This window comes from Thioalkalivibrio thiocyanoxidans ARh2, from assembly GCF_000385215.1.
GTDB lineage: Bacteria > Pseudomonadota > Gammaproteobacteria > Ectothiorhodospirales > Ectothiorhodospiraceae > Thioalkalivibrio > Thioalkalivibrio thiocyanoxidans.
Genome location: NZ_ARQK01000028.1, coordinates 1 through 15,822, shown reverse-complemented (window position 1 = coordinate 15,822; position 15,822 = coordinate 1). Strand labels below are relative to the sequence as shown.

17 protein-coding genes are annotated in these 15,822 nt (G+C 66.6%); 7 read left to right on the top strand and 10 right to left on the bottom strand.

Going from position 1 to position 15,822, the window contains the following annotated elements:
* Positions 1–12: 12 nt before the first annotated feature.
* From lepA to rpoE, 7 genes are all read right to left on the bottom strand, one after another.
* Complete coding sequence (lepA, locus tag G372_RS0101430; RefSeq protein WP_019624675.1) at positions 13–1,818, bottom strand: translation elongation factor 4; 1,806 nt, start codon at positions 1,816–1,818, stop codon at positions 13–15.
* The gene (locus tag G372_RS0101425; protein ID WP_026301101.1) at positions 1,815–2,054 is read right to left on the bottom strand and encodes a glutaredoxin family protein; all 240 of its coding nucleotides are present in this window, start codon (positions 2,052–2,054) and stop codon (positions 1,815–1,817) included. Before G372_RS0101425 ends, lepA begins: the two co-directional genes overlap by 4 nt.
* Positions 2,055–2,106: 52 nt before the next feature.
* Entirely contained in the window at positions 2,107–3,528 is a 1,422-nt protein-coding gene (locus G372_RS0101420; protein WP_019624677.1) for a DegQ family serine endoprotease, read from the bottom strand.
* Positions 3,529–3,604: 76 nt separating this feature from the next.
* Entirely contained in the window at positions 3,605–4,090 is a 486-nt protein-coding gene (locus tag G372_RS0101415) for a SoxR reducing system RseC family protein (RefSeq protein WP_019624678.1), read from the bottom strand.
* Between the two features lie 5 nt (positions 4,091–4,095).
* A complete protein-coding gene (locus tag G372_RS0101410; protein ID WP_018863577.1) occupies positions 4,096–5,082 on the bottom strand; it encodes a MucB/RseB C-terminal domain-containing protein in 987 nt (328 codons plus the stop codon).
* Positions 5,083–5,088: 6 nt separating this feature from the next.
* The gene (locus G372_RS0101405; protein ID WP_018863576.1) at positions 5,089–5,658 is read right to left on the bottom strand and encodes a sigma-E factor negative regulatory protein; all 570 of its coding nucleotides are present in this window, start codon (positions 5,656–5,658) and stop codon (positions 5,089–5,091) included.
* Positions 5,659–5,669: 11 nt separating this feature from the next.
* A complete protein-coding gene (gene rpoE, locus G372_RS0101400; RefSeq protein ID WP_018863575.1) occupies positions 5,670–6,251 on the bottom strand; it encodes an RNA polymerase sigma factor RpoE in 582 nt (193 codons plus the stop codon).
* Positions 6,252–6,395: 144 nt separating this feature from the next.
* Between rpoE and nadB the strand changes: the two genes are divergently transcribed.
* Positions 6,396–8,036, top strand: a complete 1,641-nt coding sequence (gene nadB / locus G372_RS0101395; RefSeq protein ID WP_026278913.1) for an L-aspartate oxidase — start codon at positions 6,396–6,398, stop codon at positions 8,034–8,036.
* Between the two features lie 141 nt (positions 8,037–8,177).
* Here nadB and G372_RS0101390 read toward each other — a convergent pair whose 3' ends face one another.
* The 3 genes from G372_RS0101390 to G372_RS0101380 all read right to left on the bottom strand — a co-directional run bounded on the left by G372_RS0101390 (position 8,178) and on the right by G372_RS0101380 (position 10,579).
* Complete coding sequence (locus G372_RS0101390; protein ID WP_019624680.1) at positions 8,178–8,906, bottom strand: ferredoxin--NADP reductase; 729 nt, start codon at positions 8,904–8,906, stop codon at positions 8,178–8,180.
* A complete protein-coding gene (mazG, locus tag G372_RS0101385; RefSeq protein WP_019624681.1) occupies positions 8,903–9,730 on the bottom strand; it encodes a nucleoside triphosphate pyrophosphohydrolase in 828 nt (275 codons plus the stop codon). Before mazG ends, G372_RS0101390 begins: the two co-directional genes overlap by 4 nt.
* 96 nt (positions 9,731–9,826) lie before the next feature.
* Positions 9,827–10,579: an MBL fold metallo-hydrolase gene (locus G372_RS0101380; RefSeq protein WP_018138074.1), complete on the bottom strand. Its 753-nt coding sequence runs from the start codon at positions 10,577–10,579 to the stop codon at positions 9,827–9,829.
* Between the two features lie 230 nt (positions 10,580–10,809).
* Between G372_RS0101380 and G372_RS0101375 the strand changes: the two genes are divergently transcribed.
* The 6 genes from G372_RS0101375 to lipA all read left to right on the top strand — a co-directional run bounded on the left by G372_RS0101375 (position 10,810) and on the right by lipA (position 15,590).
* Positions 10,810–11,049, top strand: coding sequence for a BolA family protein (locus tag G372_RS0101375; protein WP_017925704.1), 240 nt, complete (start codon positions 10,810–10,812; stop codon positions 11,047–11,049).
* 13 nt (positions 11,050–11,062) lie between these two features.
* Entirely contained in the window at positions 11,063–11,467 is a 405-nt protein-coding gene (locus G372_RS0101370; RefSeq protein WP_018863570.1) for a hypothetical protein, read from the top strand.
* Positions 11,464–12,048 (top strand): hypothetical protein, encoded by a 585-nt coding sequence (locus G372_RS0101365; RefSeq protein WP_019624682.1) that lies wholly within the window; start codon positions 11,464–11,466, stop codon positions 12,046–12,048. The genes G372_RS0101370 and G372_RS0101365 overlap by 4 nt, the downstream gene beginning before the upstream one ends.
* A 94-nt stretch (positions 12,049–12,142) precedes the next feature.
* A complete protein-coding gene (locus tag G372_RS0101360; protein ID WP_019624683.1) occupies positions 12,143–13,354 on the top strand; it encodes an HDOD domain-containing protein in 1,212 nt (403 codons plus the stop codon).
* 13 nt (positions 13,355–13,367) lie between these two features.
* Positions 13,368–14,567 carry an HDOD domain-containing protein gene (locus G372_RS0101355; protein ID WP_026340436.1) on the top strand — a complete coding sequence of 400 codons (1,200 nt, stop codon included), beginning with the start codon at positions 13,368–13,370 and terminating at the stop codon, positions 14,565–14,567.
* 66 nt (positions 14,568–14,633) lie between these two features.
* A complete protein-coding gene (gene lipA, locus G372_RS0101350; protein ID WP_018863566.1) occupies positions 14,634–15,590 on the top strand; it encodes a lipoyl synthase in 957 nt (318 codons plus the stop codon).
* Positions 15,591–15,822 lie beyond the last annotated feature (232 nt).

The following is a 15,822-nucleotide window of genomic DNA, read 5'->3' as shown; positions in this document are numbered from 1 at the left end:
GACCCGGGCGCGTTATTTGTCGTCGCCGACCGACAGCACCGCCAGGAAGGCCTCCTGCGGCACGTCCACCTTGCCAATCGACTTCATGCGTTTCTTGCCGGCCTTCTGCTTCTCCAGCAGCTTGCGCTTGCGCGAGACGTCGCCGCCGTAGCACTTGGCCAGCACATTCTTGCGCATCGCCTTGACCGTGGAGCGCGCGATAATCTTCGAGCCGATCGCCGCCTGGATCGCCACCTCGTACATCTGCCGCGGGATGATCTTGGCCATGCGCTCGGTCAGTTCGCGACCGCGCGACTCCGCATGGTCACGATGCACGATCCCGGAAAGGGCATCCACCCGCTCACCGTTGATCAGGATGTCCACGCGCACCAGCGGGGCCGCCTGGAAGCGTCGCGGCTGGTAGTCGAACGAGGCGTAGCCACGGGTCGCGGACTTCAGCCGGTCGAAGAAATCCAGCATCACTTCGGACATCGGCAGTTCGTAGGACAACTGCACCTGACGCCCCAGATACTGCATCTTCGTCTGCACCCCGCGCTTCTCGACGCACAGGGTAATCACCGCGCCCACATAATCCTGCGGCACGAGGATGTTCGCCTCGATGATCGGCTCTCGAATCTCGGCGATCTCGTTGCTCGGCGGCAGTCCGGAGGGGTTGTGCACCATGACCACCTCGCCGTCGCTCTTTTCCACCTCGTAGACCACTGTCGGTGCGGTGGTAATCAGATCGAGATCGTACTCGCGCTCCAGGCGCTCCTGCACGATCTCCATGTGCAGCATGCCGAGGAAGCCGCAGCGAAAGCCGAACCCCAGCGCCTGCGAGGTCTCCGGCTCGAAGGACAGCGCGGCATCGTTCAGGCGCAACTTGTCCAGCGCCTCGCGCAGGTCATTGAAGTCATCCGCGCTGACCGGGAACAGCCCGGCGAACACCCGCGGCTGGATCTCCTGGAAGCCCGGCACCGGCTCGTCGGCCGGGTTGTTGAAGTCGGTGAAGGTGTCGCCCACCTTGGCACCGGAGATGTCCTTGATGGTCGCGATCAGATAGCCGACCTCGCCCACCTCCAAGGTCTCGCGGTCCACCGGCTTGGGCGTAAACACGCCGACCCGGCTGACCTCGTGCGCACGCCCGACCGACATCGCCTTGATCTTCTGCCCCGCGTAGAAGCGCCCGGCCTTCACCCGCACCAACGCGACCACGCCCAGGTAGTTGTCGTACCAGGAGTCGATCACCAGCGCCTTGGGCGAGGCCTCGGCATCGCCCTCGGGCGGCGGGATGCGCCGCACGATCTCCTCCAGCAACTCGGCGATCCCCTCGCCGGTCTTGGCGGAGACGCGCAGGGCGTCGGTGGCCTCGATGCCGATCACGTCCTCGATCTCGGCCGCCACGCGGTCCGGTTCGGCCGCCGGCAGGTCGATCTTGTTCAGCACCGGGACGACCTCGAGCCCCTGGTCGATCGCGGTGTAGCAGTTGGCCACACTCTGCGCCTCCACGCCCTGGGAGGCATCGACCACCAGGAGCGCACCCTCGCAGGCATACAGCGAACGCGACACCTCGTAGGAGAAGTCCACATGCCCCGGGGTATCGATGAAATTCAGCTGGTAGCGCTGCCCGTCCTGGGCGTCGTAGAACAGCGAGACGCTCTGCGCCTTGATGGTGATCCCGCGCTCGCGCTCCAGGTCCATCGAGTCCAGCACCTGCTCGGACATTTCGCGCTCGCTCAGGCCATGGCAGCCCTGGATCAGGCGGTCGGCCAGCGTGGACTTGCCGTGGTCGATATGCGCGATGATGGAGAAATTGCGGGTCAGGCGAGTTTCGGTCATGCAGGGGCCAGTAGGTCCAGCAGTGCCTTTCGGTCGAGGAAATGGCAGCAAAGAATGTCGCCGTCGACCGCAAGCACCGGGACCTTCGCGTTGAAACGCGCGCGAAGGTCCGGGTCCTCGTCGATGTCGACGACCTCGAGAGCGAAAGTATAACGACTTTTGAGGGCCGAAAGCTCTGCGAGCATCTGCTCGCAGAGCCCGCAGCCCTCGCGGTGATACAGCGTCAGGGTCCGCATCATGATCGCCGCCGCCACCCGGGCGCACGGCACCCGGGTCCCGGCAGGACCATCATTCGGACGGGATGCGCAGGGCGATAAAGGTCGGGTTGCCGTCGCGCTGGATCAGGACCGGAACCGTACGCCCGGTGCCCGCGTCCTCGATCTGCTCTTCCAGCTCTTCCAGCGAATCCACCGAGTGGCGACCGAACTGCACGATCACGTCACCCGGGCGAATGCCGGAGGAGCGGGCCGGATTGCCCGTCACCTCGGTAACCACCAGCCCGCCGTCCAGGCCCAGCTCCTCGGCCTGGGCGGCATCCAGCGGCTCCAGGTGCATCCCGAGCAGGCTTTGCGGCTCGGCGCGCTCTTCCTGCTCCGGCTGGCGACCGCCGCGTTCGGCCGCGACGTCATCCGGCAGGCGCTCGATCTCGACCGTAATGGTCTTGGTCTCCTCGCCCCGGCGGATCTCCACCTCGGCCTCGGTTCCCACCGGCGTGCGGCCCACGATCGGCGGCAGCGCGGAGGAATTCGGCACATCGATACCGTTGAACCTGAGGATCACATCCCCTGTCTCGAAACCGGCTTTCTCCGCCGGGCTGTCCGACTGCACCCGTGCCACCAGGGCACCGGCGGGCTTGTCCATGCCGAACGAATCGGCCAGATCGCGCGTAACCTCCTGGATCAGCACGCCGAGCCAGCCACGCGTCACCTCGCCGTGCTCGCGCAGCTGCATGACCACGTCCTCGACCATCTCGATCGGGACCGCGAACGACAGGCCCATGAAGCCACCCGTCCGGCTGTAGATCTGGGCATTGATCCCCACGACCTTGCCGTCCAGGTTCAGCAGCGGGCCACCGGAATTGCCCGGATTGATCGCGACATCGGTCTGGATGAACGGGACGTAGTTCTCGGTCGGGAGGTTGCGCCCCTTGGCGCTGACGATCCCGGCGGTCACGGAGTGGTCAAAGCCGAACGGCGAGCCGATCGCCAGCACCCACTCGCCGACCTTGAGCTCATCCGAAGAACCCAGCTCCAGTGTCGGCAGGTCGTCGGCGTCGATCTTCAGCAGGGCCACATCGCTTTGCGGGTCCTTGCCGATCACCTCGGCGTCAAACACGCGACGGTCGGAGAGGTGCACCACAACCTCGGAGGCTCCCTCGACCACATGATTCGCCGTGATGATGTAGCCGTCCTCGGTGTAGATGAAGCCGGACCCCAGCGAGCTGCGCTCGGGCATCCGGCCTTCGCCGCCCTCGCCACCCGGAGGTGCGCCGAAGAATCGCTCGAACAGGTCCTCGAACGGAGACCCCTCGAAATCGGGGTGTCCGCCGGTCTGGCCTCCCTCGCGCTCCCGCGTGGTGGAGATATTGACCACCGCCGGGCTGTGCTCCTCCGCCAGCGGGACGAAATCCGGGAGCATGCGGGCCGAGGCCGGCAGCGAGAAGGCGAAAAGGATCAGCCCCAGCAGGGCCCATTGTATCGGTCGCGTCATGTTTGAACCCGTTCTTGCTCGTGCGTTCATGCTCTAGAAAATTCGCACCGGCACAAGTTCCCGGTGTTCACCTGCATTATTCGGTCGGGCGTGGACGGCCTGCGGCACTCACGATGCCGGCCTCGGGATCGCGCCGCAGGAATACCGGCGCCAGATCGGGGGCACGGTGGCGCATCCAGTAGCGCACCGCGCCCAGGCCCAGCACAAACCCGGCCGCCCCGGCCAGCAGCAGCCACCCCTCGCCCAGTGCCGGCCAGATCCACATCAGCAGCCCCGGGACGGCCACCAGGCCCAGCAATGGCAGCAGATACATGGCCAGGGCACCCGAGACCAGAGCCTGGTCGCGAATGCCGATGATCACACGGTCCCCGGCGCGGAGCTGGCCGGGGTGGCCAATGGTCACCTCCACGGCCTTGCGCCCCAGCACCTCGGACAACACGCCACTACCGCAGCCGGTGCGTGCGGAGCAGCTCCCGCAGGTGGACTGGCGCTCGATCCGTACGCGCGCGCTGTGCGCCTCGGCCGACAGCACAACGCCCTGTTCCTCGATCCAGTGCCCCACGGCGCTTACTCGCCCGCGGCGCCCCGGTAATAGACGGCGCCCAGCACCTTCTGGACCGTCGCGTGCGGCACATCGCCCACCGCCGTAACCTGATGCCCGGCCATTACCCGTGCCGCGGCATGGGTAGCACCGGCGCGGGTCGTACCCTCGAAGCTCTTCTCGCCATCCGCCGGTTCCACATAGACCGAGACCGAGGCCAGGCCATCACTCAACACAAAGTGGCGCGAGACCTCATCGCCATTGCCAAGCGACCGCTCCGTGGCCGCGACCGCCCGAAAGCCGGGGGGCAGTTCAGCAAACTTCCAGCCACCCAGACCGTTGTCCTCGTCCCACTGCGGCTTCTTGTGGCCGCGATCCGCGCGCACCTCGATATACTCGGCATCGTCGGTGGTCGGCTCGAGCTCGCTCTCGTCAATCTGATCCGTCAGCTCGAGGTCCGTGAAGGCAAGACGTTCCAGCAACTTCCCGCGGGGATCGTACAGCTCGCTCAGCAGCGGCAGGGCGCTGTCCACGTGCAGACAATAGCGGTGGCTGTAGCGCAGGACGTCCCTGGCTCGCGCCATCACAAGCGTGCAGGGGTAACCGGCCACACGATCCAGCCCCTGGATCTTCAATGCATAAAGATCATGCTCTTCCAGAAGCGAGACCGGTGCGCCGGCGGGGCCAAGCGGCGACTGCGCGCCGTCACTCGATGCTCCGCGAGCGCCCTTGATCGCACTCAGACGGTCGACCGAACGAACGATCTCCCGCTCGGCACCCGTCAAGGTTTCCAGACGCTCACGATAACCCCCATCCTCGGCAGCATGTACCACCCGGATGGTGTCAAGACGATCTTCGCGCTGCAGCACGAAGGTGCCCACATAGCTCTCGGCATGCAGGCTCGTCATCATGCGCTCGAGCCAGGCCGAGGGCGAAGCGGCGTCGTCCGCCAGGGCCTGCCCCGAAAGGCAGAAGGCGGTTGCGGCCAGAACGAGCGGCAGCCCGCGCCACATGGCGATTTACTCTTCGCTGACCGAGTAGCGTACGCGCCCCAGGGCCGAGGAACCCGGACCGGTCAGTTCGGCGTGATTCTCGAGGTACCGGGCAAACCGCGGGTCCAGCGACTCGGCACCTTCCACCTGGGCCGGGTCGTCACCACTGGCGCCGGAGCTGGCCGTCTGCACGTCACCCTCGGCCGCCGGGGTGCCACTTTCCACGGCCACCGGGGTGGCCTCATGGCCGGGGCGGTCCCCCAGCATCTGCATACCCACCAGTGTCACCATCGCCACGGCCGCAGCCACACCGGTACCGGCGACCGGCTTCAGCCAGCGCGGCGATGCGCGTCGAGGTTCTCCCTGCAGCGCGGGTTCGGCCGCCAGCGCCGCTCGAATGTCGTCCCTGAAATGCGCGGGGGCCGTGTGCCGCAGCCCACCACGCAGACTGTCACCGATCAGGTGATAACGTTCCCACTGAATACGATCTTGTTCGGATTTGACCAGTTCGTCGATCAGACGCCGCGTCTCGAAGTCATCCGTTTCTCCGTCTACGAGGGCGGATAGACGTTCACTCTTGGTGACTTGTTCTTTCATGATGCTTCTCGTCATTCTTCGTCTAACAAAGGACGCAAGGTCCGGTCGATGGCCTCACGGGCCCGAAAGATGCGCGATCGCACAGTACCGATCGGACATCCCATCGTCTGCGCGATTTCCTCGTAACTCAGTCCCTCGATTTCGCGCAACGTGATTGCCATGCGAAGGTCGTCGGGCAGATTCTCGATGGTGCGCTGCACCGCGCCTTCTATCTCCTCGGACAAGAGCTCCCCCTCCGGGGTTGCATTGTCCTTGAGAGCGGAGTCCCCGCTCATCTGTTCCGCGTCCTGTGCGTCGACTTCGGCCTCCGGCCGCCGCCGTCCCTGGGAAACCAGGTAGTTCTTGGCGGTATTAATGGCGATGCGGTAGAGCCAGGTATAGAACGCACTCTCGCCGCGAAAGTTCGCCAGCCCCTTGTAGGCCTTGATGAAGGCCTCCTGGGACACATCCAGGGCGGCAGCCTGATCATGCACATAACGCCCGACCAGGTTCACGATCTTGTGCTGGTACTTCAGCACGAGAATGTCGAAAGCCGCCTTGTCGCCGTTTTGTACGCGTTTGACCAGGGCCTCGTCGGAAGCCTTCTCGCTCATGCGGGGGCTCCCGCGAGGGCACCGGTCTCCGGTAATCTATGGTGCATGGACCGCCTGACTCGCATTAAGTTCGCTTTCCGCACAACACTGTTGCGAAAGGGCCACGATTTGCTCGGGCAACAAGCGCAGCACGTTACCTGAGCCATGGGAACAGTACAACAACCTCGCCTGGCGGACGTACTGGTGATCGGGAGCGGTGCGGCGGGGCTCTCGGCCGCTCTGCACCTGGCTCCGCACCGCCGTGTCACCGTGATCAGCAAGGGCCCGGTGGACGAGGGCTCGACCCGCTATGCCCAGGGCGGGATCTCCGCCGTTCTCGACCGCGCCGACTCGTTCGATGCCCATATCGCCGACACCCTCGATGCGGGGGCCGGCCTGTGCGATCCGGACGCCGTGCGGCGCACCGTCGCTGCCGGCCCCGAGGCCATCCAGTGGCTGCTCAACCTCGGTGTGCCGTTCACCCGCGAGGCCCTGGAGGGGCGCAGCCGCCTGCACCTGACCCGCGAGGGGGGGCACAGCGCGCGGCGCGTCGCCCATGCCGCCGATGCCACCGGCCGCGCGATCGAGGATGCCCTGGTGAAGAGCGCCTCCGGGCAGGCCAGCATCGAGGTCTTCGAGCGCCACGTGGCGGTGGACCTGATCACCCAGCCCGTGGACGGCACCCGCCGCGTGGTCGGCGCCTATGTACAGGACGCCAGCACCCGCGAGGTGGAGACCATCCTGGCCCCGACCGTGATCCTGGCGACCGGCGGCGCGAGCAAGGTCTATCTGTACAGCTCCAACCCCGACGGATCCACCGGCGACGGCATCGCGATGGCCTGGCGTGCCGGCTGCCGCATCGCCAACATGGAGTTCATGCAGTTCCACCCGACCTGCCTGTTCCATCCGCGCGCCAAGTCGTTCCTGATCTCCGAGGCGGTGCGCGGCGAGGGCGGCCTGCTGCTGCTCCCCGACGGCGAGCGCTTCATGCCGCGCTTCGACGAGCGCGCGGAACTGGCCCCGCGCGACATCGTCGCCCGCGCGGTCGACCACGAGATGAAGCGTCTCGGTCTGGATCACGTGAACCTGGATATCAGCCACAAGCCGGCGGAATTCATCCGCGAGCACTTCCCGACGATCCACGAGCGCTGCCTGGAGTACGGCTTCGACATGACCCACGAGCCGCTACCAGTGGTACCGGCCGCGCACTACACCTGCGGCGGGGTGATGGTGAACCACTTCGGTCAGACCGATCTGCCCGGCCTGTACGCGGCCGGCGAGGTCTCCTATACCGGCCTGCACGGGGCCAACCGCATGGCCAGCAACTCCTTGCTGGAGTGCCTGGTCTACGCCCGCGCGGCCGCCGAGCACATCCTGTCGCAGACCGACCTGCCCGCACCGGAGCAGCTCGCCGTCCCGCCCGCCTGGGACGAGTCACGCGTCACGGAATCCGAGGAGGAGGTCGTGGTCGCCCACGACTGGGACGAACTGCGCCGCCTGATGTGGGACTACGTCGGCATTGTGCGCACCCGCGAGCGCCTGCACCGTGCCGAGCGCCGCATCCGCATCCTGCAGGAAGAGATCCACGAGTATTACAGCCATTTCCGCATCTCGCCGGACCTGCTCGAGCTGCGCAACCTGGCCATGGTCGCGGAGATCATCGTAACCAGCGCCCTGTCCCGCAAGGAAAGCCGCGGGCTGCACTTTATCCGCGACTACCCGGAGACCGACCCCGCCCTGGACGGACAGCCGACGATCCTGGCACCGGATAACGCCCTGCGCCCGGACGACCGCCGCCGGCCGTAACCCGCTCCCCCGCCATTGCGAGGAGCATCGCGACGAAGCAATCGGTATCCGCAAGCCAGCGAACCCCGAAGCGACGTCAGCTTCGGGCGGTTGCCGCGTCGCCTGCGGCTCCTCGCAATGACGGAGGCACGCGCCGCGGCGCTACCACCACTTCTCGTACTTGAGCTGCGTCTCGGGGATCCCCCACTCGGCCAGCAGCGTGGCCATGTCCTCGATGAACTCGCGCGAACCGCAGAAATAAAACAGGGCATCGCGCGGCAGGTTCAGGGACTCCAGCAACTCGTGACTGATGCGCCCGGTGTGGCCCAGCCAGTCCTCGGCCTCGCGCGTCACGGTCAGGGTGACGTCGATGTTCCCGGCCTTGGCCAGGTGCGCCAGCTCGTCGGGGAACAGCATCTCGTCCTGATGCGCGACGCTGTAAACGAGATGGGCGTAGACGTCCGGCATGCCGGCATTGACTGCACGCAGGATGCTGAACAGCGGCGTGACCCCGATCCCCGCGCCCAGCAGCACGACGTTCCGCGCCATGCCCGGCTCGAAGAAGAAGCTGCCCTGCCCGGGGGTGATATAGACCGTATCTCCCTCGCGCGCGGTGGTGTGCAGGTAATGCGTGGCGTGATGGTGATCGGCGTACTTGATCGCGAGCTGCAGCCGCCCGTCATCGCGCGGCGCGGAGACCACCGAATACCCCCCGATAAACGGCTTGCCGGCAGGCTGCGGGATCACCAGATCCAGCCACTGCCCGGCCTTGCTGGAAAAGCGCGCCGGGTCGGCCGACAGGGTAAAGACCTTGATCAGCGGCGTGACGGATTCGATCGCCTCGATCCGGGCCGGCATGAAGTGTTCGGGCAGTTCAACGGCGTGTGTCATCTGGGGTCCGTGTTGGTGTCGCGTTCTCGCCGCCGGGCCTCCTGGTAGAGGGCCTCCTGGGCGTCGAAATCCAGCTGTTCAAGGGACTGCCCCTGCGCGCGGGCCAGGGCCTCCATGGTGCGAAAGCGCGCCTCGAACTTGCGCGTGGTCCCGCGCAGCGCACCCTCCGGCTCCACCCCCAGATGACGCGCCCAGTTGGTCACGGCAAACAGCAGATCGCCGATCTCCTCGGCCACGCGCTCGGGATCGGCGTCGCCCGCCAGCTCCTCGCGGACCTCCTCCAGTTCCTCGTGGATCTTCTCCAGCACCGGCGCCGGATCGTCCCAGTCGAAGCCCAGCCGGGCCGCGCGGCGCTGGGTCTTGGCGGCCCGGGCCAGGGCCGGCATCGCCAGCGGGATGTCGTCCATCGCGCTGTGGTGGTCGCGGGCGGCGCGCTCTTCGGCCTTGGCCGATTCCCAGGCTGCCTCGCGGGCGGCATCATCCGAGTATTCGGCATCAGCGAATACATGCGGGTGGCGCCGCACCAGCTTGTCGCCAATCCCACGGGCAATGTCATCGAGGTCAAAGCGCCCGGCCTCCTCCGCGATCCGCGCCTGGAAGACCACCTGAAACAGGAGATCGCCCAGCTCGTCGCGCAGCTCCCGACTGGCCACCTCGCTGCCATCGTCGCGGGCGATCGCATCGGCCAGCTCGAAGGTCTCCTCCAGGGTATGGGGCACGATGGTCTGGGCAGTCTGCGCCCGATCCCAGGCACAGCCCTGCTCGGGATCGCGCAGGCGCGCCATGATCGCGCGCAGGCGCTCCACGGGATTGGTGTCCGTCATGGGGGTGGAGTGTAATGGGGAGTGCGGGGCGGGCAAAACCGTCCGCCACACTCCGATGCCAGTGTCGGGGCCGTGTGATCGGCCCCGACACCTCGATCAGCCCTGCTGATCCGGTTCGCAGAGGCGCTTTTTCTCGTCCGGCAGGTTGTCCGGGCAGATCCCGCAGCCCTCGTTGCCGGGCAGCGCCCAGTCGATCTTCTTCGGATACGGCAGGTCCATCTCCTCCATGATCTTGACGAACTCCGCCTCGGGCTTGTTCTTGCCCAGGCGCGGGTTGCGCATCTTCTCCTGCCCGATGGTGGTGATCTGGCGCTCTTCGTAGTCGTGGCACGGATACACCAGCGTCTCGTCCGGCAGGGTGAAGAACTTGTCATGGATCGACCGGTACAGGGTCTTCGCGTCACCCGACTGGAAGTCGGTGCGGCCACAGGCCTCGATCAGCAGGGCGTCCCCGGAGAACAGCATCTTCAGGCCGACGTGATCCATCAGATAGGCATGATGGGAATCGGTATGCCCCGGGGTATAGAGGGGATTGATCACCAGATTCCCCACCTGGAAGGGCTCGCCCTCGCGCAGGCCGACGTCGCGACAGGGCAGCTCGTCCAGCGCCGGGCCGGCCAGCTGGCAGCCCGTCCGCTCGCGCAGCATCTTGCCGCCGGTGATGTGGTCGGCGTGGATGTGCGTCTCGATCGCGTAGTCGAGGCTCAGCCCCATCTCCTGCAGCACCCGCAGATCGCGGTCCACGGTCTCGATCACCGGATCGATCAGCGCGGTCTTGCCCGTGTCCGGGCAGCTCAGCAGATAGGTGTAGGTGGACGATTCTTCCTCGAACAGCTGCTTGAAAATCATGCGGTGTCCTCCAGGGCCATATGGGCCCGTCCGTTATATCAGCATTTCCTAATACTAACCGGTAGTCGCTGCCGGCACCAAGCCAGTGTGCGTACCGCGACTATCTCCCGTTCGGAACCCCACCACTACCACGAGTTCCCGGAGCCGGGCCACCTCGCCCTTCTGTAGCGCCACGCCACTGGCTATCATGCGGCCTCTGCCGACATACACATCGACATCAAGGACTCACCATGGAAGCCAATCAAGTGGCCGAACTCATCCGCGCCGGCCTGCCGGAGGCCGAGAAGGTCGAGGTGACCGGGGGCGAGGGCAAGTTCGAGGCCCTGGTCGTCAGCCCGCAGTTCGCCGGGATGAACAAGGTCAAGAAGCACCAGACCGTCTACGCCACCGTGCGCGACCAGATCGACTCCGGCGAGGTCCATGCGCTGTCCATCCGCGCCCTGACGCCGGAAGAGGCCGCAGGCGCCTAGGCACGTCAGCGGGATGCTCTCGCCCAAGGGCCGCGAGGAGATCGAGCGCCTGCTGGAGGGCGGCCTGGTCCACGACTGGGGCGAGGCCGAGACGACCCTGCGCAATGTCACGCGCATGCTGCTGACCACGCGCCCGGACCTGCTCCGTCTTTATTTCAGTCCCGAGGCCTGGGAACAGATCACCGCCTGGCCGCAGAAAAAGGCCGCCAACGCGATCATCGCCGCATTGCGCACCGGCGTGGTCGACGCCCTCGGACGCCCGGCCATCGCGAACCGCGAGCAGGCCCGCTTCTACCTCCTCTGCTTCCAGGACGACCTGACCGAGCGGGTGGATGCCTGGTGCCGCGAGCACCCCGAAGAATGCCCGCGCCGCAGCCGGGCCCGAACCCGGGCCCTGCCCGGCGATTCCCGCCCATGATCGCCCCCGTTATCGAATGCGGCGACCCCGCCATCGAAGCCTCGTTGCGCGACCTGCTCGGACGCTACGGGCTGGAACTGGTGATGCATCCGCCCGGTGCAACCCTGCCCGGGACCTGGTGGGGCGAGCCCGAGGCCGGGATCATCGGGCTGACCGTGCATGTACGCCCGGATACCCCGCTGCACTCGGCGCTGCACGAGACTGGCCACCTGATCTGCATGGAACCCGAACGCCGCGCGGCCCTGCATACCAATGCCGGCGGCGACGATCTGGAGGAATGCGGGGTGTGCTATCTGCAGATCCTGCTTGCCGATGCCCTGCCCGGGGTGGGCCGCGCCCGGCTGATGCAGGACATGGACACCTGGGGCTACAGCTTCCGCCTCGGGTCGACCGCGCGCTGGTTCGAGAAGGATGCCGACGATGCACGGGCCTTCCTGCACGCCGAGGGCCTGATCGACTCGCGCGGGCGTCTTTCCTTCGCCTGTCGCGGGGGCCTTGAGCCCGCACGGGATGCTACACTGAGGCCCACGTCACAAGACGCGACTTCCCTGCCAAACACCCGGCACGATCCCGTGCGGTGATTGTGCGGGCGGACACAGCGGACCGGGAAACACGAACCCACTGGCGCCCGTCCCGGACCAGGGAATGACGGAAACACAGGCAACGGAACCGCTCATGGACACGACGACCATCGACAGTCTGCTCCAGGAAATGGATCTCACCGCGCACCTGTCGGAGTCCGCCCGTGCGGAACTGGCCCAGGCATGCGCGAGCCCGGAGCTGCCCGCCGGCAAACGGCTGCGGCCCCAGGATGTCGTGGACCGGCACCTGTTCCTGCTGAGCGGGCAACTGGTACGCGTCAGCGGCGGCACCCCTTCGCGCATCACCGTCGGCGATGGCGACGGCGAACCACCCATGCAGATGTTCGACGGCGGAGCCGGCCAGCACGACTTCATCATTACCGAGAAGCCCTGCCGCATGCTGGAGGTGCCTACCGAGGCGCTGGAGCAGGCCCACAGTGCGTCGCTGGTGGTCCACGACACCGACCTGGATGACACGGAAGGGGCCTTTTTCAGTGAACTATACGACCTGATCACCAGTAATCGCCTGGAACTGCCGACCATGCCCGAGGTCGCCCTGCGCATTCAGGAGCTGACCCGGGACCCGGACGCGGACATCGACAAGCTGACCGACGTGATCCAGCGCGACGGGACCATTGCCGGCGCCCTCTTGCACGCCACGAACAGCCCGCTGTTCCGCGGCTCGCAGCAGATCCAGTCCGTACGTGACGCGGTCACGCGCCTGGGCTTTCGCAATACCCGCATGCTGGCGATGAACATGGCCATGCGACAGGCCTTCAAGGCCCGTCATGCGGCCACGCGCGAGGCCATGGAGGCGGTCTGGCAGCACGGTGTACTGCAATCGGCCTATGCCTATCTGGTGGCCGACTCCCTGAAGCTGCTGGATCGCGAACGCGCGCTGCTCGCCGGTCTGGTGGCCGGCATCGGGGCCGTCCCGATCATCCAGTTCATCGAGGTCCGCGAAGACCACCCGGATCCCGAGCGCATCGCCCGACTGGTTCGCCGCCTGCGCAACCTCGCCGGGGTCCTGGTCATCAACTACTGGGACCTGGGCGAAGACCTGGTCAACGTCGCCGAGCACAGCAGCGACTGGGGCTACCGGCCGGCGGAACCCGACTATGCCACGATCGCGCTGGTCGCCCAGTACGCCGCACTGCAGGACGAGGGCAAGGAACTGCCGGCACCGTCCGAGGTCAGGGCTTTCGAACTGCTGGGCATCGATACCCCCGCCCCCGGGGAACCGATTGCCTTTCTGGAGGCCCGTGCCGCCGATCTGGTGGAACTGCAGAAACTCTTCGAACAGTAAGGCTGGATCTTTGGTGCTCGAGGAACGTCTTCCACAACTCGCCCCGTTCGCCGACCTGGGCGCACGCGCGCAGCAAAAGCTTCTCCAGCACGCGAGCACCCTGGAGATCAAGCCCGGCCTCAAGCTGCATGCGCGCGACGAATGGCGTCATCTGATCTTTCTCCTTGAAGGGCGGGTCATCCTGTCCGACGACGGCCAGTCGGTGATTCTCAAGGGCGGCAGCCCGGAATCCCTGAACCCGCTGTTCAACGAACGCGACTACCACAGCCACGCGATCGCGGCGAGCAGTGGACGTCTCGCCCTGTTCGACCGCAAGGTGTACGAGAACCTGATCGATGGCGCGCGCGAAGGCGTGGAGGTCAGCGAGATCGAGCTGTCCGATCTCGAGGGCGAACTGTTCACCAGCATCTACACCCGCGCCTTCTCCGGCGAACTGCAATTGCCGCAGCTCCCGGAGGTGGCACTGCACCTGCAGGCGACGCTGAAAGACCCGGACGTCGATATCGAGCGCGTCACCCGCATCATCGAGGAAGACCCCAGTGTCGCCGCACGCCTGCTGTCGGTGGCCAACAGCCCGGCGATGGGGAGCCAGCGCGAGGTCTCGCGGCTGGCCGATGCGGTCTCCCGTCTCGGCCTCGAGCGGACCCGGCAACTGGTGATGGCGCTCGCCGCGCACCAGGTCTTCATTCGGCGCGACAGCCCCTACCACGGCCTGCTGGAACGCCTGTGGCGGCGTTCGGCCCGCGTCGCGGCCATCAGCTGCGTGCTGGCCGACCAGAGCGAGGCAGTGGATCCGCAAAAGGCCCTGCTGGCCGGGCTGCTGCATCGGGTCGGCGCATTGCCCATCATCGGCGAGGTCGCCCGCAGTCACCCCGACCGCAGCGCCGAGGACATCGAGCGCATCCTCTACCGTCTGGAAGGCCTGATCGCCGAACTGGTTGCCCAACAATGGGGCCTGGCTTCCGATATCATGGAGGCCATTCGTGACTCCGGGGGCCCCGAAAACGCCGCGGCAGCGCCCCTGACGGACATCGTCCGCATCGCTCGCAGTGCCTGCACGCGCGACGGCGACGATGCCGTGGCGGACCGCACGCCACTCGCCGATTTGAACGCCGTGGCCCGATTCGGCTTCGTGCTCGACGACAACGGGCAACTGCCTGCGATCGACACGGCCCGCCGCGAGATTGACACGCTGATCCGCGAGGTCGCCTGACCCGGATCGTGCCGCTATCGCCCGTTCCTCGGACGGGGCGACCGCAACCCATCCAGGGAAGACATAATGGATACTCGAACCCGACCCCAACCTGGCGAAAAACAACGCGCCGCCGACAAGGTCGCGCGCATCCCGGTCAAGATCCGCCCGACCGAGCAGCCACAGCGCAAGCCGAAGTGGATCCGCGCCCAGAGCCAGGCACGGCCCGAGGTGCAGCGCATCAAGCGCATCCTGCGCGACCAGAAGCTGCACACCGTCTGCGAAGAGGCAAGCTGCCCGAACCTGGGCGAATGCTTCGCCCACGGCACCGCGACCTTCATGATCATGGGCGACATCTGCACCCGCCGCTGCCCGTTCTGCGATGTCGCGCATGGCCGCCCCGAGGCCCTGGACCCGGACGAGCCTCGCCACCTGGCCGAGACCATCCAGGCGCTGGGCCTGAAGTACGTGGTCATCACCTCGGTAGACCGCGACGACCTGCGCGACGGTGGCGCGGGCCACTTCGTCGAGTGCATCCGCGAGGTCCGCACGCTGAACCCGAACACGAAGATCGAGATCCTGGTACCGGATTTCCGCGGCCGCATGGACCGGGCGCTGGAGATCATGCACCAGGCCCCGCCGGACGTCTTCAATCACAACCTCGAGACGGTCCCGCGGCTTTACCGCGAGGCGCGCCCCGGTGCCGATTATCAGTGGTCGCTGGAGCTGCTGAAGCGCTTCCGCGAACAGCACCCCGGCGTACCAACCAAGTCCGGCCTGATGCTCGGACTCGGCGAGACGCGCGAGGAGCTGCTGGAGGTCCTGGCGGACCTGCGCGAACACGGTTGCGACATGCTGACCCTGGGTCAGTACCTGCAGCCCTCGCGCCATCATCTCCCGGTCACGCGCTTCCTGGCGCCCGAGGAGTTCGACGAGCTCGGCGAGGCCGCGCGCGAAATGGGCTTCAAGCAGGTGGCCAGCGGCCCCATGGTGCGCTCCTCCTACCACGCCGACCTCCAGGCCCAGGGCCTCGAAACCGCCTGACCCGCCCTGTGCCCCCTCCCGCTGGGGCGCTGTCCCGTGCCCTGAGGCGGGACCTGGTTCGACCTCTGGAGTTTACGGTGGCTTCGGGCCACCGCCTGCCTGCGCTCACTCGCGAGCGCGCCGCGAGTTACTTCTTTGCTCGTGCAAAGAAGTAACCAAGAAACACGCCCGGGATTCGCCCAGGAACCTTGCTCCGGACGCGCCAGGCCGGCGGCGCTGAAACTCGCTGCGC